Source organism: Micromonospora sp. SYSU B005 (assembly GCF_055362685.1).
Genome location: NZ_JAXCFU010000003.1, coordinates 298,950 through 323,918, shown reverse-complemented (window position 1 = coordinate 323,918; position 24,969 = coordinate 298,950). Strand labels below are relative to the sequence as shown.

Below are 24,969 nucleotides of genomic sequence, written 5' to 3'. Positions count from 1 at the left end.
CGCATGGAGGACCCGTACCCTCGGCTTGCGCCCCTAACCAGGAGATCGTCGACTTCTCCGCGGGGCGTCAGCCCGGCAGCATCCCGGGGCCGAACACCTCGTAGGCGATCCGCTCGGCCGGCACACCCCGGCGCAGCAGGTTGCCCCGGACCAGGTTCATGAACGCGACCGGGCCGCACAGGTGCGCGTCCACCCCGGCGGGCAGCGGGAGCCGGTTCGGGTCGATCAGCCCGGCGGACACCTCCGCCTTCAGGCCGGGCAGGTCGGCCCCGGCGGCGTCGAGATACCAGAGGTGGACGGCCAGGTTCGGCAGCCGCTGCTGGAGCGCGGGGAGTTCCGCGCGCAGCGCGTGCGCCTCGGCGGCGCGGTCGGCGTGTGCCAGCGTCACCCGCCGGCCGGGATCCCGGTCGGCCAGGTGGGCCAGCGCCGCCATCGCCGGGGTGAGCCCGATGCCGGCGCTGACCAGCAGCAGCGGCCCGTCGCCGCCGGTGGCGTCGACCTCGCCGAACGCCGGGCTGAGCCGCAGCGTGTCGCCGGCGGACACCCGGTCGTGCAGGTGACCGGAGACCATGCCGTCGGGGGCGCCGCCCTCGCCGCGTACCCGCTTCACGGTGATCCGCCACTCCTCGGCGCCGGGGCGGCCGGAGAGGCTGTACTGGCGGATCTGCTGCCCTCGGCCGCCGTCCAGGTCGACGGCGACCGAGACGTACCGGCCGGGGGTGAAGCCGGGCGCGGCGCCGCCGCCGGCCGGCGCGAGGGTGAGCGAGACGACGTCGGCGCTCTCCCGGGTCCGGCCGGTCACCCGCCAGTCCTGCCACACCGGACCGCCCTCGGGTACGCCGGCGCCGGCGTAGAGCCGCGCCTCGCGGGCGATCAGCTCGCAGGCCAGCAGCCAGTAGACCTCGTCCCAGGCGGCGGCCACCGCCGGGGTGACCGCGTCGCCGAGCACCTCGCCGACCGCGGCGAGCAGGTGCCGGCCGACGATCGGGTACTGGGTGGCGGTGATGCCGAGGGAGGCGTGCTTGTGCGCGATCCGGTCCAGGACCGGCCCCCACGGCATGCCGCCGTCGCCGGTCAGGTGCGCCGCGTATGCGACCACCGCCGAGGCGAGCGCGGCCTTCTGCGCCCCGGTGGCCTGGTTGCCCCGGTTGAACAGGTCCAGCAGGTCCGGGTGGGCGTCGAACATCCGCTGGTAGAAGCGGCCGGTGATGGCCTCGCCGTGCGCCCGCACGACGGGCAGGGTGGCGGTCACGACCGCTGCTGAGGATTCCGAGAGCACGACCGAATCTCCTTCCGGGGCTCGAACAGGTCGATCCCCACGAAACAGGATTCGGAGATTCCTCTTTTAGGGCCGAAGGTCCCGGCGCCGGGGTGGCATGGGTCACCGTGAATCTGCTGGTGTCCTGGACGGCGCCGAGTGGCTAGGGTCGGTGCGTGAGGCTCAACCGGTCGACCGACATGGCGTTGCGGATCGCCATGCTGACCGCCGCGTCCCCGGTCCGGGCCACCGTCGACGAACTCGCCACCCGGCTCGAACTGCCCCGCAGCCACGTCGCCAAGGTGGTGCAGCGACTGCAACGCATCGGGGTCCTGGTGACCATCAGGGGCCGTTCCGGCGGCGTGGCCTTCGCCGAGCACGCCGCGGACATCACCGTCGGCCAGGTGGTCCGTGCCTTCGAGGGCGACGGCGAGGTGGTCGACTGCGCGCAGCCGGTCTGCCCGCTGATCGCGGAGTGCCGGCTGCGCGGTGAGCTGCGCCGCGCGCAGGCCGCCTTCCTCGCCGTGCTCGACGGGGTACGCCTCGGCGACCTGGTCGACGGATCCGCCGGCCCGCTCCTGCTCAGCCTCGGCGCGCCACCGGCCGGCCGCTGATGGCGGTCTCCCATCCGATCTTCTCCCGGATCTTCGCCCGCGCCAGCGTCGCCCTGGACCAGGCCGGCATGGCCGGGCACCGCGCCCGCCTCGTCGCCGGGCTGAACGGCCTGGTGGTCGAGGTCGGCGCCGGGAACGGGCGCAACCTCGCGCACTATCCGCCGCAGGTCAGCCGGGTGCTCGCCGTCGAGCCGGAACCCCGCCTGCGCGCGCTGGCCCGCGCCGCCGCGCCGGGCGCCCCGGTCCCGGTGACCGTCGCCGCCGGTCTCGCCGAGGCGCTGCCGGTCGCCGACGGCGCCGCCGACGCGGTGGTGCTGTCGCTCGTACTCTGCTCGGTGCCGGACCAGGCGGTCGCGCTGCGCGAGGCGCGGCGGGTGCTGCGGGCCGGTGGCGAACTGCGCTTCTACGAACACGTGGTGGCGCAGACGCCCGGCCTGCGCCGGGCCCAGCGCCTGGCCGACGCCACGCTCTGGCCGCTGTTCTGCGCCGGATGCCACACCGCCCGGGACACGGTCGCCGCGATCCGGGCCGCCGGGTTCACGGTGACCGAACTGGACCGGTTCCGCTTCCCGCCGACCGGGCTGCCGGCGCCGGCCTCGCCGCACGTGCTCGGCACCGCGATCCGGGCCTGACCCCGGGCCGGGCTCGCGTTCCGGCCGGGCCCGGTCCGGTCCGGCGCCCCCGGGGTGCGGGGGCGCCGGCCATCGCTGTCAGCTCACGCTCACCGTGCCGTCCGGGGCGCGGACGCAGGAGACGGTACGGGCGCCGGTCGCCGCCGCCCCGGCCAGGCACCGGCCGAGCACCTTGTGCCCGGCGGCGTTCGGGTGCCACGACTCCTGGCAGGTCTGGAAGTACGTGCCGCAGGCGTTGGCGATGCGCTGGATGTCGAGCTTGTCGTATCCGGAGAGGCTGGTGACGAACGTGCCGCTCGGACCGTCCATCAGCCGGATCGGGGTGGCAAGGGCGTTGCCCGGGCTACCAGTCGACTCGCAGAGCCGGGCGCCGTCGAACGCGCGCTGCACGTTCAGGTAGACTAGGTCGTCCTGCGGGAACTCGCCGGCGAGCGTGCCGCGTACCGAGCCGACGAGCGTGCCGAGGCCCTGCGAGAAGCGGTGCCCGGGCGCCAGGCTGGCCCGGTGGATCGGGCAGCCGGCCGCGTACCGCTCGGCGCCCAGCGCACGGAACTTGTCCCGGGTGTCGTCCCGGCTGTCCTCGGTCCAGTAGGTCTGGTCCAGCTCGAACGGCAGCGGGTTCGTGTAGTCCTGGAACACCACCCGGTGCTGCCCGTCGGCGTCGATCTGGTCCAGCGTGGTGAGCAGCTGCCGCAGCGCCGTGGTGGTCTCCGCGGTGGCGGCGGCGAACTGCGCGGCCGTGCCCAGGTCGGCGTCCGTGCACGGCTTCTGCTCCACCGGCCCGCCCAGGTACGCCCAGAACTCCCACCAGCCGGTCCACGCGTCGGCGATGAACCGGTTGGCGCACTTCTCCGCCACGCTGCCGAAGGTGAACGAGCTGTTGTTCGAGCCGAGACCGACGAGCACCAGGTCGATGTCGTGGGTCCGCGCCACCGACCGGAGCTGGTCGAGCTGGGCGGCCACCTGCCGTCCCTTGGTCCGGGTCGCCGAGGCGCTGGCGATGTCGTACGGCTGGCCGCCCGAGCAGGCCAGGTTGAACCGCGCGGAGATGCCGGGCAGGTCGGCCTGGAACAGCGAGGCGTTCGGCGAGCGGTGGCAGAAGTAGGCGTTGGCGTTGGCGGCGGACCAGCCGGGGAAGCCCTGGGCCACCCCGTTGACGTCCACCACCGGCGCGTACGCCCCGGCGCCCTCGCCGCTGATGAAGCTGTCTCCCAGCGCCACCGCGGCGGTGGGCAGTGCGGCGGCTGCGGGCCGGGCGGGCGCCGCGGCGGCGGGTAACGCCACCGTGGCGAGCGCCAGCGCCGCCGCGAGCACGGAACGACGGAACACGGACATGCCCGACCTCCCAAGACATCGAAATGTGAAAGATTCTTCAGGAGGGCGATCAGATCACGCGCGTGTGACGGACGTCAATGGCCCGACATCCGTGGCCGTTCACCGGGGAAGACATCCGGCGCCCGGGTCGTTGTGCCGGCTGGACACCCCGCCCGTCCCGCCGGACCGCCGTACGCGACCGCCGGACGGACCCGGACGGCAGGCCGATCGCGCAACGCACCGCCCCGGTGCCGCCGACCTGTCGGGGCACCCGGCTAGGCTCGCTCCGGCGCGCCGCGCCCGGCGATCATCGTGGGGGGATCACACGGTGAACGGCACCACACCGCCGAGACCTGGGAGTACGACCAGTTGACCGCACAGCCTGAGACCCTCTACGGGGCCGACGACCTGACGCATCTGGAGGGCCTCGACGCCGTCCGCAAGCGCCCGGGCATGTACATCGGCTCGACCGACAGCCGTGGCGTGGGTCACCTCGTCAACGAGATCCTCGACAACTCGACAGACGAGGGTGTCGCCGGTCACGCCACCAAGGTCGACGTGATCCTGCACGCCGACGGGTCGGTCCAGGTCGACGACGACGGCCGGGGCATCCCCACCGACGTGCACGCCAAGTCCGGCATCTCCGGCGTCGAGCTGGTGCTGACCCGCCTGCACGCGGGCGGCAAGTTCGGCGGCTCCGGCTACAAGACCTCCGGCGGCCTGCACGGCGTCGGCGCCTCGGCCGTCAACGCGCTGTCCCGCCGCTTCGACGTCACCGTCCGGCGCGGCGGCAAGGTCCACGCCATGTCGTTCCGCCACGGCGTACCGGGCGTCTTCGACGGCGACGGCCCGGACGCGCCCTTCACCCCCGGCCCCGGCCTGCAGATCGTCGGCGCGATGAAGCGCGGCCAGCGCACCGGCACCTCGATCCGCTGGTGGCACGACCCCCGCTACTTCGAGACCGGCGCCGCGCTCGACACCGGGACGGTCCGGCTCAAGCTGCGCAACACCGCGTTCCTCGTGCCCGGCGTCGCCTACCGGCTGCGCGACGAGACCGGCGAGCAGAGCGTCGAGGAGAGCTTCCACTTCCCCAACGGCCTCACCGACATGGTGGAATACCTCGCCCCGGCCGGCGACCGGCCGGTCTCCGGCACGCTGCTGGTCACCGGCGAGGGCACCTACCGGGAGAACGCCGCCGACGCCAACGGCGTCATGCAGTCCAACGTGCAGCGCCGCGCCGAGGTCGAGGTGGCGTTCCGCTGGGGCACCGGCTACGAGCGCACCGTCGAGTGCTTTACCAACACCATCCGCAACGCCCACGGCGGCACCCACCGCAAGGGCTTCGAGCGGGCGCTTGCCCGTACCCTCGCCGAAGCCGCCCGCAACGCCCGCGGCCTGCTCAAGCCCAAGGAGGACGCGCCCACCCTGGACGACGTCCTGGAGGGCATGACGGCCGTGGTGCACGTGCGCATCCCGGAGCCGCAGTTCACCTCGCAGACAAAGGACGAGCTGTCCACCGCCGGCATCACCAAGGTGCTCCAGGGCCTAATCGAGGCGCACCTCAAGAACTGGCTGGACGACCGCCGCACCAAGGCCGAGGCCCGCACGGTGCTCCAGAAGATCGTCGACGCGGCCCGGGTGCGGCTCACCCAGAAGCAGCAGAAGGACGCCGCCCGCCGCAAGACCGCGCTGGAGGGCGCGGCCATGCCGGCCAAGCTCGTCGACTGCCGGGCCGCGGGCATCGAGAGAAGTGAACTGTTCATCGTGGAGGGGGACAGCGCCCTCGGGACGGGGCGCCTCGCGCGGTCCTCCGAATACCAGGCGCTGCTGCCGATCCGCGGCAAGATCCTCAACGTCCAGAAGGCCAGCCTCCAGCAGGTGCTGGACAACGCCGAGTGCGCCGCGATCGTGCAGGTGCTCGGCGCCGGCTCCGGCCGGACGTTCGACCTGTCCACCCTGCGGTACGGCCGGGTGCTCATCATGGCCGACGCGGACGTCGACGGCGCGCACATCCGTACCCTGCTGATCACGCTGTTCGCCCGCTACATGCGGCCGCTGATCGAGGCCGGGCGGCTCTACGCGGCGATGCCGCCCCTGCACAAGATCACCACCAAGGGGCGCAACCCGCAGACCGTCTACACCTACACGCAGGCGGAGATGGAGGCGACGGTCCGCAAGCTGGAGAAGGCCGGCAAGCAGATCGTCACGCCGATCCCGCGCTTCAAGGGCCTCGGTGAGATGGACGCCGACGAACTGTGGGAGACCACCATGAACCCGGCCACCCGGGCGGTCCGCCGGATCACGCTCGACGACGTCGAGGCCGCCGAGCGGATCCTCGAACTGCTCATGGGGGAGAAGGTCGAGCCCCGCCGCAACTGGCTGATCGACTCCGCCGACCGGGTCGACCGCGACGCCATCGACGCCTGACCAACGGGTTCGTCTCGGAAGGAAACCGCACCATGGCACGCCGCAAGGACGACCGCGCGAAGGCGGACCTGGCCGCCTTCGACCAGGCCGGCGCTCGCGTCTTCGACAACCCGCTGGTCACCGAGGTCTCGGACTCCTACCTGGAGTACGCGTTCTCGGTCATCCACTCCCGCGCCCTGCCCGACGCGCGCGACGGGCTCAAGCCGGTGCACCGGCGCATCCTGTGGTCGATGTACGAGCAGGGCCACCGGCCGGACCGCAGCCACGTCAAGAGCGCCCGGATCGTCGGCGACTGCTTCGTCGCGGGAACGCTCGTGTCGACACCGACCGGTCTTCGGCCGATCGAGTCGATCGAGGTCGGCGACACGGTGCTCGACGGCGACGGAGTCGCCACTCCGGTCGTCGCGGCCTACCGAAACCCGCAGTCGGAGCTGGTTCGGGTCACCTGGGACAACGGGCACACCATGTCGGTCACGCCGGGTCAGCGTTTTCGCGTGGTCGACGAGGACCTGTCCGTTCGTTGGGTGGAGGCGTCCGAACTCACCGGGCACCTCACGCTCGCGTACGGCGGTGCCCGCAGGAAAGCCGCCGCCCCCGGCGGCACTCCCTACGACTACGTCCGTGGGCTGGTGGTGGCGGAGGGCTTCGCCGTCGACCGGGCTCGCTCGGCTGACGGTCGTGTGCGCCTGCACATGTGTGACGTCGAACCGCTCGACGTCGCACATGGTTGGGCGATCGCCAACGGGCTCAACGTCAGCCGAGGCAAGAGGACGGCGACTGATCCGCGGCACCGCGATCAGCACATCGTCACGTTCGCGAGGCACGAGGGCCTGCTCGAAGCGGGGGGACCGCTGAGCGGTGCCAAGCGTGTGCCGAGTGATGTCCTCGAGAACCGCTCGGCATGGGCCCCCTTCCTTGCCGGATTCTTCGACGGTGACGGTTATGTCCGCAAGCGCTTCCGGGAGATCGTCTTCGTCAGTACCAGCGAGACACTCGTGCGGCAGATCAACTCCATGCTGGCCGACCTGGGCTTGCACGGGCACTACTGGACCAGCGCGCGAGACGGCTTTCAACGCCTTCTCGGCCTGTCCTTCAGCGGGCGTGATGCCGCCGCTCTGGCCGAGATGCTGCTGCCCTGGGTGCGGATCGGTTACAAGATCGCAGGTCTGGAAAAGGTGGTGGACCTGACCTATCAGTACGGCGGCAAGCAGGGCAACGACCGGCTGCCGTACGCGCGGGTGATCAAGGAATTCGCCGACGCCCACCAGGGGGGCGGGTGGTTCCGGGACGAGGCCGGCAAGGCGTTCCGATCATCACTCTCGGGCGCGGGTAGCCAGATCCGTTACGGCAAGGACCGTAACGGCGTGCCGCTGTCGGAGCGTTCATTCCCGCTCTGGCGTGCCGAGCGGGATGGATGGATCTGTAAACTCCGGCGCATCGGGTCTCCGCTCGCGAGACGGCTCGAGGCGCTTTCGGGCCGATCCTTCCTACGGGTGATGTCGGTCGAGCGGATTCCTGCCGAAACCACGTACGATATCCAGGTCGGCTCCGACGAACACGCGTTCGTCGCGGAGGGCCGCGTGGTGCACAACTGTATGGGCAAGTACCACCCGCACGGCGACACCGCCATCTACGACGCGATGGTGCGGTTGGCCCAGGACTTCTCGCTCAACGTCCCGCTCATCGACGGGCACGGCAACTTCGGCAGCCCGGACGACGGCCCGGCCGCGGCGCGATACACCGAGGCCCGGATGTCCCGGGAGGCGATGCTGCTCGTCGGCGAGCTGGGTGAGGACACCGTCGACGTCGAGCCGAACTACGACGGCTCGCTGACCCAGCCCACGGTGCTGCCGGCGGCGTTCCCGAACCTGCTCGTCAACGGCGCGTCCGGCATCGCGGTCGGCATGGCGACGAACATGATCCCGCACAACCTCGGCGAGGTGGTCCAGGCCGCCCGCTGGCTGATCAACCACCCGGACGCCACACTCGACAAGCTCATGGAGTTCGTGCCCGGCCCCGACCTGCCGACCGGAGGGCTGCTGCTCGGCCTGGACGAGGTGCGCCGCGCGTACGAGACCGGGCGCGGTGTGGTGCGCATGCGCGGGCGGGTGGAGATCGGCCCGCTGGAGGGCAGCCGCGGCCGGCAGGCCATCACCGTCACCGAGCTGCCGTACGGCGTCGGTGCCGAGAAGGTCATCGCGGCCATCACCAACGAGGTGAACAAGACCAAGCGGCTGACCGGCATCGCCGACGTCAAGGACCTCACCGACCGGGAGAACGGCACCCGCCTGGTGGTGGAGTGCAAGGTCGGCGTGAACCCGCAGGCGCTGCTGGCCGACCTCTACCGGCTCACCCCGCTGGAGCAGTCCTTCGGCGTGAACAACCTGGTGCTCGTCGACGGGCAGCCCCGCACGCTCGGGCTCAAGGAACTGCTCGACGTGTTCCTGGCCCACCGCTACGAGGTGGTGACCCGGCGCAGCGCGTACCGCAAGCGCAAGCGGGAGGAACGCCTGCACCTGGTCGATGGTCTGCTGATCGCCCTGCTCGACATCGACCGGGTGGTCAAGCTGATCCGCGCCAGCGAGGACGCCCAGGCCGCCAAGGACGGCCTGATGCAGAAGTTCAAGCTCTCCGAGATCCAGGCGAGCTACATCCTGGACACTCCGCTGCGCCGGCTGACCAAGTACGACCGGCTGGAGCTGGAGGCCGAGCAGGAGAAGCTGCGCGGCGAGATCGCCGAGCTGTCGAAGATCCTGGACGACCCGAAGGTGCTGCGGAAGGTCGTCTCCGACGAGCTGGCCGCCGTGGTCAAGCAGTTCGGCGCGCCGCGGCGTACGACGCTCGTCGACGGCGACCTCAAGGAGGTGCTCGCCGCCTCGGTGCCCGCCGGTCCGCTGGAGGTCGCCGACGACCCGTGCCAGGTCATCCTCTCCGCCACCGGGTTGGTGGCGCGGACCGCGGCCGAGTCGGAGGAGGCCGCCGAGGCGCGCCGGCGCAGCGGCCGGGTCAAGCACGACGCGGTACGCGCGATCGTGCACTCCACCGCCCGCGGCCGGGTGCTACTGGTGACCAGCGCCGGCCGCGCCTTCAAGATCGACGTGCTGCCGTTGCCGGTGCTGCCGGAGCAGTCCGGCACGGTGTCGCTGCGCGGCGGCATGTCGGCGGCGGAACTGGTGCCGCTGGAGCCGGGTGAGACGGTGGTCGGGCTTGCGCCGCTGGGCCCGTCCGCGCAGGGGTCGCCCGGTCTGGCGCTCGGCACCCGGGCGGGCGTGGTGAAGGTGTGCGCCCCGGACTGGCCGGTCCGCTCCGACGAGTTCGAGGTGATCTCGCTGCGCGACGGCGACGAGGTGGTCGGCGCGACCTGGCTGACCGACGGCGCCGAGACGCTGGCGTTCGTGTCCTCGGAGGCGTCGCTGCTGCGCTTCGCCGCATCGGTGGTACGCCCGCAGGGGCTCAAGGGTGGCGGCATGGCCGGCATCAACCTGCCGGGCGACGCCCGGGTGGTCTTCTTCGGCGCGATCCGTACCGACGACGCGAAGCACGGTGAGCCGATGGTGGTCACGTCGACCGGAGCGACAGTGAAGGTGACGCCGTTCAAGGCGTACCCGGCGAAGGGGAGGGCGACCGGCGGCGTACGCGCGCAGCGGTTCCTCAAGGGTGAGCTGGAGCTGTCGGTGGCCTGGATCGGCCCGCGGCCGGTGGGTGCGACGGCCACCGGCGACCCGGTGGAGCTGCCCCCTGCGGACCCGCGCCGGGACGGTTCCGGTTTCGCCGTGATGCTAGGCCCGACGGTGGTAGGCCACCACATCGACCGCGACTGACGGGGTTGGGGCGGGCGGCCCGGCCACCCGACGCGCCCGTCCCCGCCATGCCCTTGCCGCTGCGCCCTCTCCCGGCCCCCGCCCAACCCGGTTGATCAAGGAGTTGGCGGCCTTTTCACGCCCCCGCCGACCGCAAACTCCTTGATCACCGCAGCGGGCGCTCCTGGCGGACTGGGCGGCCGGGCCCTCGGGGGGACCTGATCGCGCCCCCACCGCCTGTTGACCATGAAGTTGGCGGGCGTGAATCGGGCAATTTGTGCCGCTAACTTCATGATCAACGGGGCGACGGCGGGCGGACCGGGTGGGGCGGGTGGGGGAGAGGACGGGTCAGAGTTCGGGTTCGGGGGACTGGCGGGACTCGGGAGTGGTGCCGCGCAGGCGGGCGATCAGGCGCATGCCGTGGTAGATGACCAGGGCGGCGGCAGTGCCCAGCGCGATGCCGTTGAACGACAGGTCGCCCGCGGTCAGCGTGTAGTTGGCGGCGCCGATGATCACCGCGACCGCGGCCGTGAACAGGTTGATCGGGTCGTGGAAGTCGACCCGGCTCTCGATCCAGATCCGGGCGCCCAGGATGGCGATCAGGCCGTACAGCGCGGTGGTGGCGCCACCCAGCACACCGGCGGGGACGGTCAGGATCAGCGCGCCGAACTTCGGGCACAGCCCGAGCAGGATCGCCGTGCCGCCGGCCACCCAGTACGCGGCGGTGGAGTAGACGCGGGTCGCCGCCATCACGCCGATGTTCTCCGCGTACGTGGTGGTGCCGGAACCGCCGCCGGACCCGGCCAGCACCGTGGCGACGCCGTCGCCGAGCAGCGCCCGGCCCATGTCGCGGTCCAGGTTGCGGCCGGTCATCGCGGCTACCGCCTTGACGTGCCCGGCGTTCTCCGCGATCAGCACCAGGATCACCGGGATGACCAGCACGACGGCGCGCGCGTCGAAGCTCGGCGTGTGGAACTCGGGAAAACCGACCCAGGCCGCCTGGCGCAGGCCCCGGACCGCCTGCTGGTCGAGGTTGCCGGTGAGCGCGGCGAGCACCCAGCCGACCACCACGCCGACGAGGATCGACAGCCGCGCCACGAAGCCGCGGAACAGCACGGTGGTGAGCAGGATCGCGACGAGCGTGACCACGGCGATCAGCGGCTGCGCCTTCACGCCGGTGCCGGAGCCGCCGCCGTCCCAGGCGACCGGCGCGAGGTTGAGGCCGATCAGCATGACGATCGCGCCGGTGACCACCGGCGGCATCAGCGCGTCGATCCAGCGGGAACCGGCCACCTGCACCACCACGCCGACGAGCGCCAGCGCGACGCCCGCGACGACGATGCCGCCGAGGGCCGCGCCGATGCCGCCGTCGGTCTTCGCCGCCAGGACCGGCGCGATGAACGCGAACGACGAGCCGAGGTACGAGGGCAGCCGGTTGCCGGTGATCAGCAGGAACAGCAGCGTGCCGAGCCCGGAGAACAGCAGCGTCGTGGCGGGCGGGAACCCGGTGATCAGCGGGACGGTGAAGGTGGCGCCGAACATGGCGACCACGTGCTGCACGCCCACGCCGATGGTGCGCGGCCAGGAGAGCCGTTCGTCGGGCGCGACCACGTCGCCGGGGCGTACCTGGCGGCCGTCGCCGTGCAGGGTCCACGGGGACCAGCGGGAGGTGGGGGACTGGGTCATCGGTCGCCCTTCGCGTCATCGGGTGACGGGGGCGTGATCGACCCTGGGAGTTGTTTCTAGCACGTGCCCTGGCGGGACGTGGTCCCGCCCCGGCTCAGGCGACGCCGGTGGGACGGAACTGGACGCTGACCCGGGGGCCGACCGGTCGGGTGGTCTTCGGCACCGCGTGTTCCCAGGTGCGCTGGCAGGAGCCGCCCATGACCACCAGGTCACCGTGGCCGAGCGGGAACCGCAGGCTGCCGCCGCCTCCGCCGCGCGGGCGCAGCAGCAGCGCGCGCGGGGAGCCGAACGAGACGATCGCCACCATGGTGTCGGTGTGCGCGGAGCGGCCGAGGGTGTCGCCGTGCCAGGCGACGCTGTCGCGGCCGTCGCGGTAGAGGCACATGCCGGCGGTGACGAAGGGCTCGCCCAGTTCGGGCGCGTAGTGCCGGGTGAGCGCGTCCCGGGCCGCGGTGAGCACCGGGTGCGGCAGCGGGCGGCCGGCGGCGTACCAGCAGAGCAGCCGGGGCACGTCGACCTCGGCGTCGTACATGGTGCGGCGTTCGGCCCGCCAGGGCACGTCGTGGCGCAGCGTGTCGAGCACCTCGTCGGAGCCGCGTACCCAGCCGGGCAGGTGGTCGACCCAGGCGCCCCGGCTCAGCTCGTGCCGGCGCAGCGCCCCGGCGAGCGGGCCCAGGGCCGGGCCCTGCTCGGCCAGGTCGAGCATCGAGGGCTGGTACGCGTCGGACACGCAGCCGATCGTACCCCGCTCTCGAACAGGCGTACGACGGTCAGCGCCGCAGTATCCGGCGGACCGTGCCCGGGACGGCCTGCTTGATCCGCTCCCGGAGCTGCTGCGAGCGCAGCGCGTCGATGGTGGCGGTGAGCTTCGCGTTCTCGTCGCGCAGCCGCTCGATGCGGGTCAGCAGTTCGGCCGGCGGGGTGGCGGCGGCGGGCCCGACGCCCGGCGGGAACACCGTCTCGCCGACCTGCCTGTCGAAGCGCGCGGCGCTGTCGCCGTCGGCGAACGAGGTGCCGAGGTCGTGCTTGCGCAGGAACGCGGTGATGGTCTCGAAGCGGGCCTTGTGGCCGTCGTTGAGCGACGTGTAGTCGGCCTCCGCGTAGAGGTCGGCGGCGTCGACGTCGGCCGGCACGTCCCGCATGATCCGGTGCGGGATGCCGAAGTAGCGGGCCAGTTCCAGGGTGCGCGAGTCGTGCGCGAACAGGTAGCCGGGCGTGCCGGCGACGAGCGCGGTGATGGTGCCGTGGATGCGGGTGCCGAACGCGAAGTCGTACCCGGACAGGTGCGACATCCAGGTCCACGGGTCGACGAACATGCGCACCTTGTCCTCGGCGAACAGCGGGTGCGAGGTGTGCAGCGGGATGTCGCTGCTCTGGCCCCGGTGCTCGGGCGCGTCGCCGTAGAGCAGGGTGCCGAGCGTGCGCAGGTCCTGCGGCACGTAGCAGAGGTTCGGGTAGCGCTCCTGGTGGTGGCGGACCACCGAGGCCATCGAGCGGACGTACGGGGAGATGGTGAGCGCGACCTTCGAGTCGGTGGTCAGTTCCGGGCGGCTCTTCTCCAGGTGGAACGTGTCGCCGTGCAGGAACATCGACGGGCAGCCGATCTGCTCCACGTCGGAGAAGCCCAGCGCGTTGAGGTAGCTCTCGGTCACCTCGCCGCGTACGCCGATGCTGTGCGACCGGTCCAGCACGGCCTTGCAGAAGGCGCGGACCGGCTCGTCGATCGGCCGCAGGTACTCGCGGTCGCCGTCGACGTTCGTCTGCACGCCGACGCCGAGCACCACCACCGGGATCTTCAGCCGTTCGATCAGCCGGGTCAGCGGCGTGAGCCGGTGAATGAAGCTGCGGCGGAACGCGTTGGCGAGGGGTACGACGAACACGTCGTGCCGCTCGTTGATCTCGTCGGCGAGGCGCGGGTCGGCCGGGACGCGGGTCGGTGTGATCTCGGCCGTGGAGGTGGCGAGCAGCTTGTGCGCCGCGTGGCTGAAGACCAGGTTGCCGCTGTTGTCGCCGATCCAGTTGCCGGCGAACGTCTCCTCCGGCGTGAGGACGTCGAACGGGCCCTTGCGGGCGCGGAGCAGGATCCGCTGGTGCATCCGGTTTCGCTCACCTTCCGTACGGCACGGCGTGCGGGCGGGAGCCGGGTGGGTGCCCGCGCGTGCAGAACGGAAATCCTATCCGCCGCCCCGGCGGAGCCGACCGGACGTCGGCTCGCCGGGAACGTCCCGGTTGCCCGGGGTAGGGTGCCCGGAATGACCAGCGCGCCGACCGTCACCCGTGCCCCGCGACTGCCGTCGCTGACCGGATTGCGGTGGGTCGCCGCGCTGCTCGTCTTCGGCTTCCACGCCGGGACGATGGGGATCGTCGCCGAGCCGCACCTGAAGCCCCTGGTCGACAAGGCGTTCAGCCTGGGCCTGTCCGGTGTCGAGTTCTTCTTCATCCTCAGCGGGTTCGTGCTGGTCTGGTCGTACCGGGACGGGGAGCGCGCGTGGACGTTCCTGCGCCGCCGGTTCGCCAAGATCTACCCGAACCACGTGGTGACGTTCGTCGCGGCGCTTGCGGTAGCGGCCTGGTTCGCCGACCCGGTCGTGCCGTGGGCCGCGATCGCCAACTTCTTCCTGGTCCAGGCGTGGATCCCGCTGGGCGGCTACTTCTACAGCGTCAACAACGTGAGCTGGTCGCTCTCCTGCGAGCTGGCCTTCTACCTGTGCCTGCCGCTCGTGGTGCCGTGGCTGCGCCGGGCCCGTACCGGCGTGCTGCGGACCGTGCTGGTCGCGGCGCCGCTGCTCATCCTGGCGCTGTGGCCCGGCCAGCAACTCGTGCCGGAGGAGCAGCGGTGGTGGTTCACCCAGATCTTCCCGGTGACCCGGTCGCTGGAGTTCTGGATGGGGGTGGCCGCCGCCGAGCTGATGCGCCGGCACCGCTGGCGCGGCCCGAACCTCGCCGTCGCCACCGGCCTGTTCGTCACCACCTGGGTGGTCGCCGCGCTGTGGATCCCGGCCGAGTTCTGGGCGGCGCTGCTCGCTGTCGCGTACCTGCTGGTCATCGCCGCCGCGGCGGACGCCGACGTGCGCGGCCGGCCCACTCCCTGGCGGTCCCGGGCGATGGTCTGGCTCGGTGAGGTGTCGTTCGCCTTCTACCTGGTGCACGTGCTGGTCATGGTCACCGTGCTGCGGCTGACCGGGCACTGGGGGACCGGCCTGCCCGGCTGGCGCGGCCCGCTCGCGGTGCTCGGCTTCCTGGTGGTCACGCTCGCGCTGGCCGCCGCGCTGCACCGCTGGGTGGAGACACCGATGATGCGCCTGCTCGGCCCGTCCCGCCGGGCCCGCGCGGCGTCGCCCGCACCGGCCGTGCCGGCTCCGCGCAGGCCCACCGAGGCCGCCGCCGGGCCGGCCGCCGACGGGGGCGCGGCCTCCGTCACCGGTCCGGCCGAGGACATCGAGTACGCCGGGCGGCGTCGCCCGGACTGACACGCGCACACGCCGGCCGGTCGATCCGCGACACGCCGTGCGGCGGTGCGTTCGTGGGGGTTCGGCGGTAATTTGTACCCGTGCTTCCGATCGCGCTCACCTGCCCCGTGTGGTGGGTGGCCCGCTGGACCGCCCGGATGCTCGCCAGTCTCGCCGTGGTCGTCGCCTTCTCGTTCGGCGCCGCCACGCTGCCGTCCGGTGTCGCCGCTGCCGCCCCGGCCCCGGCTGCCGCCGTCTCGGCGTACCCGGTCGCGGGCGCCTCGACCACCGCGCGGCCGGAAGCCGACCGCGTGGCCGAGCGGCAGGCCCTCCCCGCCGGCGTGCCGGCGCCCGCGCCCCGGGCGGCCGCCCCGGCCGCGCCGCAGCCGGTCTCGGCCGGATGGGCCGCCGCACCGGCCGGCCCGCGGGCCCCGCCCGCCCGCTGACCCGCTCACGGGCCGCGCCCGTCTTCCGCACCCACTCGCACGTCATCCCCCGCGCCCGCCCTGGTGGCCTTACCGGCCCGCCCCGGCGAGATCGTGCGGGTCCTCCCGCCAGGTCCTTCCCGTGAGGTGCCGACCATGTCCCAGACCGCTCTGTACCACTTCCTCACCTCCGTGCCCGAGGCCGCCGCCATCTGGTCCTTCCTCCTGCTGCTCGCCCTCGGCCTGCTCGCCGCCCTCGTCGCCCGGCCCGAACGCGACCCCGTGCCGAAGGCCGCCCCCGAACCGGCCGACGCCGACGCCGCCCGCCACGACGACCTGATCCGGTACGCCGAGGAGGTCGCGGTGGCCGCCGCCGGAGCCGCCCAGACGGCCCGTCGCCGCCGGGAGCGGTGGCTGGCCGCGCAGGACGAGGCGGACCGGGCCTGGACCGCGTACGACGAGGCGGACGCCGCCGCCCGCCGCTTCGCCGGTGCCGCCGCGCTGCCCGCCCCGCGCACGCCGCGCACCCCTGCCGAGTACGCGGCCCGGGAGCGCTGGCTGCACCACGCCGCCATGACGGCGCACTGGCGGGGCGACCTGACCGCCCGTCAGCTCGCCGACGTGCTGGCCCGCCGCAACGGATGGGATCCGCGCCGGCACCCGGCCGAGCAGGAGATCGTGCTGGCCCGCACCGTCCGGGACGGGCGCCGGGCCGGATGGGAGAGCGCCGCCGCGCGGGAGCGGACGGCCTGGCGGGACGCGGAACTGGCCGCCGAGGCCGCCCGGACGCTCGCCGCCGAGGCGTACGCGGCCACCGCGGCGCTGCGGCCCGCCCCGGCGTACCGGAGCGCGACGGCGAGCGCCCAGCCGGTGGCCGCTACGGTCCGTAACGCCCGCTGGCGCCCGGCCCGGGTCGGCTGAGGTCTCGTCTCGACCGAATCGTTACCCGGAATGTGGTGAGCCCGGTCACCCGGGCCGTCGAAACGGGCGCCGGGCGCAGAACAGGTCATCGAGTCCCGCGATTGCCGGTCGGGTGCTCGCCGTCTGTCCGCTTTCCGCCGCCGGGCGCCGTCGAAACTGCTTGTCCCATTGAGCGAAGTCAGTAACCGGGTGTTCCGAAATCCGTTACCGCGGATCACGTTTACGCAGGTGGGAGCGCTTGGCAGGGGACATACCCACCGGTAGTGTCGGCGCGTCCGATGCGGTAATCGATCGCCGACGGCGACGCCGCGCCGACCCGCCTAATCGTGTTCCACGAACCGGGGACCCATGAGCACCATCGGGGTGAATCCGCGAGCCCACGGCCCGCGGTAGGGCGTACTTCCCGCCCGAATCCGTCAGCTAACCCGGTCGGCGGCCACGGAAGGAGTAACCCCTCTTGCCCACCCCTCGATCGTCCCCCCGCCTCCACGGCGAAGCGGTGCCCGTCCGCGCCTGACGCGCGACCGGCAACCGCCCCCTGGGCGCCCGGCATCACGGGCGTTCCCGATCCCCCGGCCATCCGGCCCCGCCAGCACGTGTGAGTTCCTCCGCGTGCCGGGCCGGCGTGTGCCGCTCACGCCCCGTGGAGGATTTCGTGAAGCACCACCTGAAGCGTCAGCTGCGACGGATCGTCACCGAACGCCCGTACCAGATCATCGCCGGATCGGCCGCCGCGCTCGTGCTGGCCGCCGGTGCCGGAACCGTCGCCACCGCCGGTGACGACGCCCCGGTCCAGGAGAACACCGCCGCGGTCGCCGACCTCGGCGCCGCCCGCCTCGGCGAGCAGCCCGCCAGCCGCAGCGAGGCCCGCATCGCCGTGCCGCAGACGTCGTCCAGTGCCTCCGCCTCGCCCAGCGCGTCGCCGAGCGCCTCCCCGTCCGCGAAGGCCGCCGCCGACCCGGACACCACGCCCAAGGCCAAGCCGAAGCCGCCGTCGAGCAAGTCGCTCGACTACGACTACCAGGCACAGATCAACTACTTCTACTGCGGCCCGGCCGCGGTGCGCAACGCGCTCAGCGCCGCCGGCATCGAGCGCAGCCAGGACGCGCTCGCCGGCCCCCTCGGCACCACCGAGATGGGCACCAACTCGGCCGAGGACACCACCCGGGTGCTCAACCAGCAGGTCAAGGGCAACCCGTACCGGACCCGCATGATTCCCGGCTCGGCCACCCCGGCTCAGATGGACCGCCTCCAGGCCGACGTGGTCGAGGCGATCAGCAACGGCCGCGGGGTCGTCGCGAACGTCGCCGGTACCGCCACCGACACCAACGGCGGCTGGCACTCGTTCCCGGGCGGCCACTACGTCGCGGTGGTCGGCTACAAGGACGACGGCCGGACCGTGCGGATCGCCGACTCGGCCGACCCGTCGCTGCCGTCGTACTGGGTCACCACGATCGACCTGGCGCACTGGATCGCCAGCCGCGGCTACTCCGCCTGACCGTCCCACAGCCCCGAAGGCCGGCACCCCACCCGGGGCGCCGGCCTTCCCCGTCCCGGCCCCTCACGCGGCCCCCTTCGGCGCGCCGATCTTGGACTTGTGGCGCCCAGTATGCCCGGCTCGCCCGCTATGGAAGGTGCCACAACTCCAAGATCGAGGGTGAGGGCGGCGTGTGGGCGGCCGGAGCCGCGGCGAGGGGGTCGGCGGGGTTCGGTCTCGCGTGTCCGGGGCGGGCGGTGGCAGACTGCGCCAATGGGCGATGCGACGGGGAAGCGGCACCTGATTCTCCTGCACGGCATGGGTGCCACCGGCGAGGTGTGGCTGCCCTGGGCGCCGCTGCTGGAGCGCCGCTGGCCCGGCCGCTGGCTCGCCCCCGACCTGGCCGGTCACGGCTGGTCGCCGCCGCTGCACGGCTACTCGTTCGAGGCCCTGGCGCAGCGCGTGGTGGACGGGCTCGGGCCGGTGCGGCTCGGCCCCGACGACCGGCTGGTGCTGCTCGGGCACTCGCTCGGCGGGGTGGTGGCGCTGGCGCTCGCGGCCCGGCAGCGGGGGCTCCCGGTCGACGCGGTGGTCGGGCTCGGCATCAAGGCGGTCTGGTCTCCGGCCGAGCTGGCGAAGTCGGCGGAACTGGCCGCCCGGCCGGTCACCTGGTTCGCCACCCGTGACGAGGCGGCCCGCCGCTACCTGCGGGTGTCCGGGCTCGCCGGGCTGTTCGCCCCGGACCACCCGGTGGTGGAGGCGGGACTGCGGCGGGAGGAGGGCCGCTGGCGGCTCGCTATGGACCCGGCCGCGTTCGCGGTCGGGGAGCCCCGGCTGCCGGTGCTGCTGGCGGCCACCGATGTGCCGGTGCTGCTGGCCCGCGGCGAGGCGGACACGATGGTGACCGACGCGCAGCTCAAGGAACTGGGCGTGCCGGTGGCGACGCTGCCCGGGCTGGGCCACAACGCGCACGTCGAGGACCCGGAGGCGGTGCTCGCCCTGCTCGACCCGTACCTCTGAGCGGGCGAGCCGGCCCGCGACGGGCCGGCTCGCGCTTCTAGCGGGCCGCGCGCGGCCCCGGGACCGCCCAGTCGGGCTCCAGCTCCCGGCGGGCGGCGGAGAGGAACGCCTCGGCGTAGGCGTCGGCGGGGAAGTCGCCCAGGTAACGGGTACGTGCCGCCCAGCGCTGTGCCGCCTTCGGGTCGGCGTCCAGCAGGTCGGTGAGCACCTCGTCCACGTTGGACATGTCGCGCCGCAGCACGTAGCCGGACGCCGCGAGCGGGAACCGCTCGACGAAGTGCTCACCGTCGGCGCCGGTGTCGGTGACCGCGTACGGCTTGCCGGAGTAGAGCCAGTCGGAGATGACTCCGGAGACGTCGGAGACCAGCGCGTCGGCGCGGTTGACGCATTCGGTGAGCGTCAGCTCGCGGCTCGCGGCGGCGCCGAACAGGTGCGGCCGGCCGGTCTTCGCCCGGTCGGCGGCGAGCAGTTCGGTGAGCCGGGCGAGCTGACGGGCCGAGGCCGGGTTCTTGCCGGTGTACGGGTGGGCGCGCAGGATCACCGCGGCACCCCTGTCGATCAGCCGGCGGATCAGCGTCTCGGCCACCGGCAGCGAGCAGTAGTTGGCGTCGGCGTGGTGCCCGGTCCAGGTCGGGGTGTAGAGGACCGTCGGGTGGGCCGACGGGGTGACCGGCTCCCGGCGTACCTCGATGGCCTCGACCTGGGGACGGCCGACCACGACGAACTTGTCGGCGGGGATCTCCACGCCGGCGCGGGCGTACCTGTCGATCGCGGCCTGACCGGCCACGAAGATCTTGTCGAAGATGGCCGAGACCGGGTTGGCGCTGGGGGCCTTGTCGCTGTCGCCGTGGTGCAGCTGCACGTGGGTGAGCCGGCTGAACCGGATCAGGTGGGCGTTCTTCGCGCCGTGGTTGACGTAGAACGCGACCCGCAGGCTGGGCACCAGCGCCTCGTCCAGCGCCTTCAGCGTGGGGCAGAGGACCACCGGGGCGCGGGTGGCGGCGGCCACCGCGGGCAGGAGCTCCGGCTCGCGCAGCACCACCACGAACGGGCGGCCGATCCGTTCCAGGTACGGCAGCCACATGGTGACCTGGTACTCCGAGCCGGGCGGCGCGGAGAAGTGCAGCACGAACTCGGGCTGGTGGCGGCGCAGCGCCCGGCCGACCGGTCCACCTCCGGCTGGCGGCCGGAACCGGCGCCGGGCGAGGTCCAGCGCGACCGCCCCGCATCCGGCGCCGACCAGCAGCGCGGCGAAAAGCGCCGTCCAGGCGGGCAGCGTCAGGGCGGCGGCGAGCGCCACCACGGCGAGCAGGACCAGCAGCGCGTCGCCGAGCCGGGCGGCGACCACTGGTGTCCACGTGCGGACCGGGAGGTTCGCCGCGCGGATCTCCAGCGCGCCGGCCTGCCGCAGCGGGCCGACCAGCAGCACCAGCCCGAGCAGCACCAGTGCGGTGGCGGTGAGCGCCGGGTCGAAGCCGTCGTCGAGGCGCCGGGCGTAGCCGACCAGGATGCCGGCGGCCACGAGCACCGTCTCGGCGAGCCCGTCGGCGGACGGCCGGACGCGGCGCTCCCAGGCGGTGGCGGCCAGCGCCGCGACCGCCAGGGCCAGGCCCCAGCCGGTGGCGCCGGTGAGCGCCACGACGAGGAAGGCCAGCACCGCCAGCCCGGTGGTCAGCCCCCGGGCGATCAGCTTGCGGACCAGGTCACCACGCATCTGGTACGTCCCGTCGGGTTCAGGCGTCGGCGGACAGCTCGGACCGGTGCGGGCCCGGCTGGGCCGGTACGGCGGCCACCTGCTCGCCGGGGGACCGGCGCACGTCGACCACCTGGCCGGTCAGCTCGGAGATCAGCACGTCCAGGGACGCCTGCGCGACCGCCTCGGAGGAGAGCAGCGTGTGCTCCGGCTCCTCGCCGAACGCCCGCGTCCGCATCGGAGTGGCGGTGCGTTCCGGGTTGACGCAGTTGACGCGTACCCCGAACTCGGCCCACTCGTCGGCGAGCGCCTGGGTCAGGTTGACCAGCGCGGCCTTGGTGGCCGAGTAGAGCGCGTAGCGGGCCCGGCCCCGGGTGTACGAGCTGGACGTGTAGAGCAGCAGCTGGCCCTTGGTCTGCTGGAGGTACGGCAGGGACTGGCGCGCGATGGTGACCGGGCCGACGAAGTTGACGTGCAGGAGACGGTCCATCGTCTCGGTGTCCATCTCGGCCAGCGCGCCCTTCTCCAGGATGCCGGCGGTGACCACCACGTGGTCGATCCGGCCGGTGGCCTCGAAGGCGGTCTTCAGCGCGGCGGCCACGTCCTCGGCGCGCTCGACGTGCGTGCCGGTGGTGGAGCGGCTGAACGGGAAGACCTGGGCGCCGTAGGAGCGGGCCAGTTCGGCCAGGTCGTGGCCGATGCCGTAGCTGCCGCCGAAGACCACGACGGTCCGGCCGGTCAGCTCCTCGGCGTAGCTGCGGTGGTCGGTCAGCCGGGGCGCCTGCGCGGCGGCGAGCTGGAACAGCTTGTCGGCCAGGTGCACGTCGACCGGGTGGGTGACCTTGATGTTCTCGTCCGAGCCGTCGATCACCTTGATCGGCGTGCCGGGCAGGTAGCGCAGCACCACGCCGCAGTCGTCGGTGGCGGCGAAGTCGGGGTCGCCCTCGGCGCGCCGGTACGCCTCACGGATGGTACCGGAGCGGAACGCCTGCGGGGTCTGGCCGCGGCGCAGCCGGGAGCGCACCGGGATGTCGGTGATGCAGTCGTCCGCGTCGACCTGGATGATCGTGTCGGCGGACGGGATGGCCACGTCGACAGCCGAGTACGTCCAGAGCGCGTTCACGCACTCGCGCACGATCCGGGCGCTGACCAGCGGGCGGACCGCGTCGTGGAAGAGGATGTTGACGTCGCCCTCGCCGACCGCGTCGAGCGCGATCCGGGTGGTGTCGTTGCGGGTCTCGCCGCCCTCGATCACCTTGGTGACCTTGCGGAAGCCGGCGTCGGCGACGATGCGCCGCGCGTCGTCGACGTGACCGGTGGCCATCAGCACGATGATCTCGTCGATCTCCGGCGCGGCCTCGAAGACGGCCAGGGTGTGCTCGATGATCGGCTTACCGGCGATCTTGAGGAGCTGCTTGGGGATGCCCAGTCCGAGGCGCGTACCGGTCCCCCCGGCGAGGATCACGGCCACCGTACGCGCGGGGCGCCAGGGTGCCGGGCTCGCCGGCGCGGCGTCCGGTGCGGTGGTGTGGTCCTGCGTCATTGCCGTACCTCACTCTGGGTGAAAGGGGATGGGTCCGAAAACCTTAACGCGTACGCGGGAGCGCACCGCTCCGGGCGGAACCCGGTGCGGTGCGCTCCGACGCGCTACTTCTGGTTCTCGTACGCGTCGCAGACCTCCTTGGTGGGGCCGTCCATCTTCAGGACGCCGCTCTCCAGCCAGATGGTCCGCTCACAGGTGTCCCGGATCGAGCCGATCGAGTGGCTGACCAGGAAGACGGTGCCGGCGCTGTCGCGCAGCTCGCGGACCCGCTGCTCGCTGCGGACCCGGAACTTGCGGTCGCCGGTGGCCAGCGCCTCGTCGATGAGCAGCACGTCGTGCTTCTTCGCCGAGGAGATCGCGAAGCGCAGCCGGGCGCCCATGCCGGACGAGTAGGTGCGCATCGGCAGCGAGGCGAAGTCGCCGCGCTCGTTGATCCCGGAGAACTCGATGATCTCCGGGGCGATCTTCTTGACCTCGTCCGGGTGCATGCCCATGGCGAGGCAGCCGAGCACCACGTTGCGCTCACCGGACAGGTCGTTGAGCAGCGCGGCGTTGACGCCGAGCAGCGACGGCTGGCCCTGGGTGTAGACGGCGCCGCGGGCCGGCGGGAGCAGCCCGGCGATGGCCCGCAGCAGTGTGGACTTGCCGGAGCCGTTGCTGCCGATCAGGCCGATCGCCTCACCCTCGTACGCGGTGAAGCTGACGCCCTTGACCGCGTGCACCTCGCGGATGTTCGGCGCCTTGGTGCGGGAGACGATCCGCTTGAGCGCGGAGACCGGTGTGGTGCCGCCGGTCGCGCCCTTGTGGATCCGGTAGATCACGTGCACGTCGTCCACCACCACTGTGGGGACGCGGCCCGAGTCGGTCACCGGGCCGGCGTTCAACGGCAGGGTCTGCTCAGCCACGGCCGTACTCCTTCTCTCCGCGCCAGAAGTAGACGAACCCGCCGGCGCCCATCACGACCGCCCAGAACACCCCGAGCGCCCACAGCTTCGCCGGGGAGCTCACCAGGTGTGCCTGGTGCGAGTCGAGCAGCGCGTAGCGGGCCAGCTCGATGAAGACCAGCGGCGGGTTCCACTCCAGGATGTTCGCCGCCCAGTTCGGCAGGTGCTCGCGGATGAGCGTCACCGGGTAGAGCACGCCGGAGGCGTACAGCCAGGTGCGCATCACGAACGGCATGACCTGCTTGAGGTCGGTGACCTTGGAGCCGAGGCGGGCCATGACCATGCTCAGCCCGACGTTGAAGATCGTCTGGAGCAGCAGCATCGGGAGGATCAGGACCCAGCGGAAGGTGAGCGGCTCGCCGGTGACGAGTACGATGCCGGCCAGCACCACCATCGACATGAGCAGCTGCTGGAGCTGCACCAGCGTGACCGTGATCGGCAGCGCCGCCCGGGGGAACTGGAGCGCCCGGATCAGGCCCAGGTTGCCGGTGATCGCGCTGACGCCGTTCGAGGCCGCGGTCTGCGTGAAGATGAAGATGAAGACGCCCGTGCACAGGTACGCGATGAAGTTCGGCACGTTCCGGTGCTGGCCCAGGATCACGCCGAAGATCAGGAAGTAGACGGCCGCGTTGGTGAGCGGTGTCAGCACCTGCCAGAGCTGGCCGAGCTGGGTGTTGCTCAGCGAGGAGGCGACCTTCGCCCGCGAGTACGCGGTCATGAAGTGCCGGTACGCCCACAACCGGCGGGCGTACTCACCCAGGGCGGGTCGTTCCCCGGCCACCCGTAGCCCGTACCGCTGGGCCAGCTGGGCCCGGGTCAGTCCGGATTCGGGGTCGGCCACCGCGGTGTTGGCCATGTTCAGGCGCTCCGATCTTTCGTGCTGATGGGGAGCAGTGCGGTGAATGAGATCCAGCGTGGCCGGGCGGGGAGGAGCCGCCTCGCTGCTGCATGGAAGGTAGTCCACCGAACGTCGGGACGCAACCGTACCGTCGTTGCGCTACATTGTTCCACGTGACGACCGAGAAGAGGCGTGCTCCGGCCGGCGCGGCGGTGCTGCGCGGGGAGATCACCAGTGCCATCCGCGCCGCCGTGATGCAGGAGTTGGCCGAGGTCGGCTACGGTCGCCTCTCCATCGAGGCGGTGGCCCGCCGGGCCGGTGTGAGCAAGACCGCCATCTACCGCCGCTGGCGTTCCAAGCTCGATCTGGTGCTGGACATGGTCTCGGCGGTGGCGGGCCGGAACATCCCGCTGCTGGACACCGGCAGCCTCCTCGGTGACCTGGAGATCCTGCTGCACGTGATGGCGCGTGCACTGCGTCACCGGCTGGCCGCGCAGATCATCCCGGACCTGCTGGCCGAGGCGGCCCGCAACCCGCAGATCGCGGAGAAGTTGCAGGCCGCCCTGGACGACTACCAGCAGGCGGTGGGCCGGATCCTGATCGGCCGCGCGGTCGAGCGCGGCGAGCTGTCCCCGGCCACCGACAGGCGGGCGGCCGTCGATCTGATCGTCGGTCCGGTCTACTGGCGGATGGCGATCTCCCGGGCCCCGCTGGAGCCCGCCGAGGTGCCCCGGATGGCGGCCGCGATCGTCGCCGCCCTGCGGGTAGCATGCGTTGAGCCTGTGCGCGACGAGGTGGAAGTGTGAGCCCCGGGCCACCCCCGGAGGTCCGTCGCCGATCATGAACAGAAGGTCACAACCGGTCGGACAATCAGTGCGAACGGCTGGTTTTCACGACAGAGCGGTACCATCCCCCGAAATGTCTCCCA

General features: G+C 72.5%; 19 protein-coding genes, 2 pseudogenes and 1 riboswitch. Of the genes and pseudogenes, 12 read left to right on the top strand and 9 right to left on the bottom strand.

The window, feature by feature from the left end; all coding sequences use genetic code 11:
• Nucleotides 1–67: 67 nt before the first annotated feature.
• On the bottom strand, nucleotides 68–1,279 hold the full coding sequence (locus SM452_RS10665) for a globin domain-containing protein (protein WP_463839812.1): 1,212 nt from the start codon (nucleotides 1,277–1,279) through the stop codon (nucleotides 68–70).
• A gap of 155 nt (nucleotides 1,280–1,434) precedes the next feature.
• Here SM452_RS10665 and SM452_RS10660 point away from each other — a divergent pair, with 155 nt between their 5' ends.
• A complete protein-coding gene (locus SM452_RS10660; protein WP_262012187.1) occupies nucleotides 1,435–1,872 on the top strand; it encodes an RrF2 family transcriptional regulator in 438 nt (145 codons plus the stop codon).
• Nucleotides 1,872–2,504 carry a class I SAM-dependent methyltransferase gene (locus SM452_RS10655; RefSeq protein WP_355513354.1) on the top strand — a complete coding sequence of 211 codons (633 nt, stop codon included), beginning with the start codon at nucleotides 1,872–1,874 and terminating at the stop codon, nucleotides 2,502–2,504. The genes SM452_RS10660 and SM452_RS10655 overlap by 1 nt, the downstream gene beginning before the upstream one ends.
• Before the next feature lie 78 nt (nucleotides 2,505–2,582).
• On the opposite strand, the gene SM452_RS10650 is transcribed toward SM452_RS10655, so the two are convergent.
• On the bottom strand, nucleotides 2,583–3,839 hold the full coding sequence (locus tag SM452_RS10650; protein WP_262012189.1) for an SGNH/GDSL hydrolase family protein: 1,257 nt from the start codon (nucleotides 3,837–3,839) through the stop codon (nucleotides 2,583–2,585).
• A 348-nt stretch (nucleotides 3,840–4,187) separates the two neighbouring features.
• On the opposite strand from SM452_RS10650, the gene SM452_RS10645 reads away from it, so the two are divergent.
• From SM452_RS10645 to SM452_RS10630, 4 genes and pseudogenes are all read left to right on the top strand, one after another.
• Nucleotides 4,188–6,245: a DNA gyrase/topoisomerase IV subunit B gene (locus SM452_RS10645; protein ID WP_463839811.1), complete on the top strand. Its 2,058-nt coding sequence runs from the start codon at nucleotides 4,188–4,190 to the stop codon at nucleotides 6,243–6,245.
• 32 nt (nucleotides 6,246–6,277) lie between these two features.
• Nucleotides 6,278–6,538 (top strand): annotated as a pseudogene (locus tag SM452_RS10640) (DNA gyrase subunit A); the annotation flags it as partial.
• Nucleotides 6,527–7,309 (top strand): annotated as a pseudogene (locus SM452_RS10635) (LAGLIDADG family homing endonuclease); the annotation flags it as partial. The pseudogenes SM452_RS10640 and SM452_RS10635, both read left to right, overlap by 12 nt.
• A 60-nt stretch (nucleotides 7,310–7,369) precedes the next feature.
• Complete coding sequence (locus tag SM452_RS10630) at nucleotides 7,370–10,066, top strand: DNA topoisomerase (ATP-hydrolyzing) (RefSeq protein ID WP_463839896.1); 2,697 nt, start codon at nucleotides 7,370–7,372, stop codon at nucleotides 10,064–10,066.
• Between the two features lie 327 nt (nucleotides 10,067–10,393).
• Here the strand turns inward: SM452_RS10630 and SM452_RS10625 are convergent, their stop codons facing one another.
• From SM452_RS10625 to SM452_RS10615, 3 genes are all read right to left on the bottom strand, one after another.
• On the bottom strand, nucleotides 10,394–11,731 hold the full coding sequence (locus SM452_RS10625) for a uracil-xanthine permease family protein (RefSeq protein WP_262012192.1): 1,338 nt from the start codon (nucleotides 11,729–11,731) through the stop codon (nucleotides 10,394–10,396).
• A 94-nt stretch (nucleotides 11,732–11,825) separates the two neighbouring features.
• On the bottom strand, nucleotides 11,826–12,461 hold the full coding sequence (locus SM452_RS10620; RefSeq protein WP_355513360.1) for an alpha-ketoglutarate-dependent dioxygenase AlkB: 636 nt from the start codon (nucleotides 12,459–12,461) through the stop codon (nucleotides 11,826–11,828).
• A gap of 40 nt (nucleotides 12,462–12,501) precedes the next feature.
• Nucleotides 12,502–13,827 carry a polysaccharide pyruvyl transferase family protein gene (locus SM452_RS10615; protein ID WP_463839810.1) on the bottom strand — a complete coding sequence of 442 codons (1,326 nt, stop codon included), beginning with the start codon at nucleotides 13,825–13,827 and terminating at the stop codon, nucleotides 12,502–12,504.
• Nucleotides 13,828–13,983: 156 nt separating this feature from the next.
• Here SM452_RS10615 and SM452_RS10610 point away from each other — a divergent pair, with 156 nt between their 5' ends.
• From SM452_RS10610 to SM452_RS10590, 5 genes are all read left to right on the top strand, one after another.
• A complete protein-coding gene (locus tag SM452_RS10610; protein WP_355513366.1) occupies nucleotides 13,984–15,201 on the top strand; it encodes an acyltransferase family protein in 1,218 nt (405 codons plus the stop codon).
• An 80-nt stretch (nucleotides 15,202–15,281) separates the two neighbouring features.
• On the top strand, nucleotides 15,282–15,626 hold the full coding sequence (locus tag SM452_RS10605) for a hypothetical protein (protein WP_463839809.1): 345 nt from the start codon (nucleotides 15,282–15,284) through the stop codon (nucleotides 15,624–15,626).
• Between the two features lie 135 nt (nucleotides 15,627–15,761).
• Complete coding sequence (locus SM452_RS10600) at nucleotides 15,762–16,526, top strand: hypothetical protein (RefSeq protein ID WP_463839808.1); 765 nt, start codon at nucleotides 15,762–15,764, stop codon at nucleotides 16,524–16,526.
• Between the two features lie 307 nt (nucleotides 16,527–16,833).
• Nucleotides 16,834–16,976, top strand: a riboswitch (cyclic di-AMP (ydaO/yuaA leader).
• Nucleotides 16,977–17,169: 193 nt separating this feature from the next.
• Nucleotides 17,170–18,024, top strand: a complete 855-nt coding sequence (locus SM452_RS10595) for a C39 family peptidase (RefSeq protein WP_355513374.1) — start codon at nucleotides 17,170–17,172, stop codon at nucleotides 18,022–18,024.
• Between the two features lie 252 nt (nucleotides 18,025–18,276).
• Nucleotides 18,277–19,023: an alpha/beta fold hydrolase gene (locus SM452_RS10590; RefSeq protein WP_262012199.1), complete on the top strand. Its 747-nt coding sequence runs from the start codon at nucleotides 18,277–18,279 to the stop codon at nucleotides 19,021–19,023.
• A 37-nt stretch (nucleotides 19,024–19,060) separates the two neighbouring features.
• On the opposite strand, the gene SM452_RS10585 is transcribed toward SM452_RS10590, so the two are convergent.
• The 4 genes from SM452_RS10585 to SM452_RS10570 form a co-directional block, all read right to left on the bottom strand.
• Complete coding sequence (locus SM452_RS10585) at nucleotides 19,061–20,737, bottom strand: CDP-glycerol glycerophosphotransferase family protein (protein WP_463839807.1); 1,677 nt, start codon at nucleotides 20,735–20,737, stop codon at nucleotides 19,061–19,063.
• Nucleotides 20,738–20,756: 19 nt separating this feature from the next.
• Nucleotides 20,757–22,259 (bottom strand): bifunctional cytidylyltransferase/SDR family oxidoreductase, encoded by a 1,503-nt coding sequence (locus SM452_RS10580; protein ID WP_262012201.1) that lies wholly within the window; start codon nucleotides 22,257–22,259, stop codon nucleotides 20,757–20,759.
• Nucleotides 22,260–22,363: 104 nt separating this feature from the next.
• Entirely contained in the window at nucleotides 22,364–23,164 is an 801-nt protein-coding gene (locus SM452_RS10575; protein ID WP_135239213.1) for an ABC transporter ATP-binding protein, read from the bottom strand.
• Nucleotides 23,157–24,059: an ABC transporter permease gene (locus SM452_RS10570; RefSeq protein WP_262012202.1), complete on the bottom strand. Its 903-nt coding sequence runs from the start codon at nucleotides 24,057–24,059 to the stop codon at nucleotides 23,157–23,159. Before SM452_RS10570 ends, SM452_RS10575 begins: the two co-directional genes overlap by 8 nt.
• A gap of 155 nt (nucleotides 24,060–24,214) precedes the next feature.
• On the opposite strand from SM452_RS10570, the gene SM452_RS10565 reads away from it, so the two are divergent.
• Entirely contained in the window at nucleotides 24,215–24,847 is a 633-nt protein-coding gene (locus SM452_RS10565) for a TetR/AcrR family transcriptional regulator (protein WP_135239215.1), read from the top strand.
• Nucleotides 24,848–24,969 lie beyond the last annotated feature (122 nt).

Coding starts and splice junctions, on each gene's coding strand:
- SM452_RS10625 (WP_262012192.1), bottom strand. CDS start 11,731: ATGACCCAGTCCCCCACCTCCCGCTGGTCCCCGTGGACCCTGCACGGC.
- SM452_RS10655 (WP_355513354.1), top strand. CDS start 1,872: ATGGCGGTCTCCCATCCGATCTTCTCCCGGATCTTCGCCCGCGCCAGC.
- SM452_RS10590 (WP_262012199.1), top strand. CDS start 18,277: ATGGGCGATGCGACGGGGAAGCGGCACCTGATTCTCCTGCACGGCATG.
- SM452_RS10630 (WP_463839896.1), top strand. CDS start 7,370: ATGCTGCTGCCCTGGGTGCGGATCGGTTACAAGATCGCAGGTCTGGAA.
- SM452_RS10650 (WP_262012189.1), bottom strand. CDS start 3,839: ATGTCCGTGTTCCGTCGTTCCGTGCTCGCGGCGGCGCTGGCGCTCGCC.
- SM452_RS10600 (WP_463839808.1), top strand. CDS start 15,762: ATGTCCCAGACCGCTCTGTACCACTTCCTCACCTCCGTGCCCGAGGCC.
- SM452_RS10610 (WP_355513366.1), top strand. CDS start 13,984: ATGACCAGCGCGCCGACCGTCACCCGTGCCCCGCGACTGCCGTCGCTG.
- SM452_RS10570 (WP_262012202.1), bottom strand. CDS start 24,059: ATGGCCAACACCGCGGTGGCCGACCCCGAATCCGGACTGACCCGGGCC.
- SM452_RS10615 (WP_463839810.1), bottom strand. CDS start 13,827: ATGCACCAGCGGATCCTGCTCCGCGCCCGCAAGGGCCCGTTCGACGTC.
- SM452_RS10585 (WP_463839807.1), bottom strand. CDS start 20,737: ATGCGTGGTGACCTGGTCCGCAAGCTGATCGCCCGGGGGCTGACCACC.
- SM452_RS10580 (WP_262012201.1), bottom strand. CDS start 22,259: ATGACGCAGGACCACACCACCGCACCGGACGCCGCGCCGGCGAGCCCG.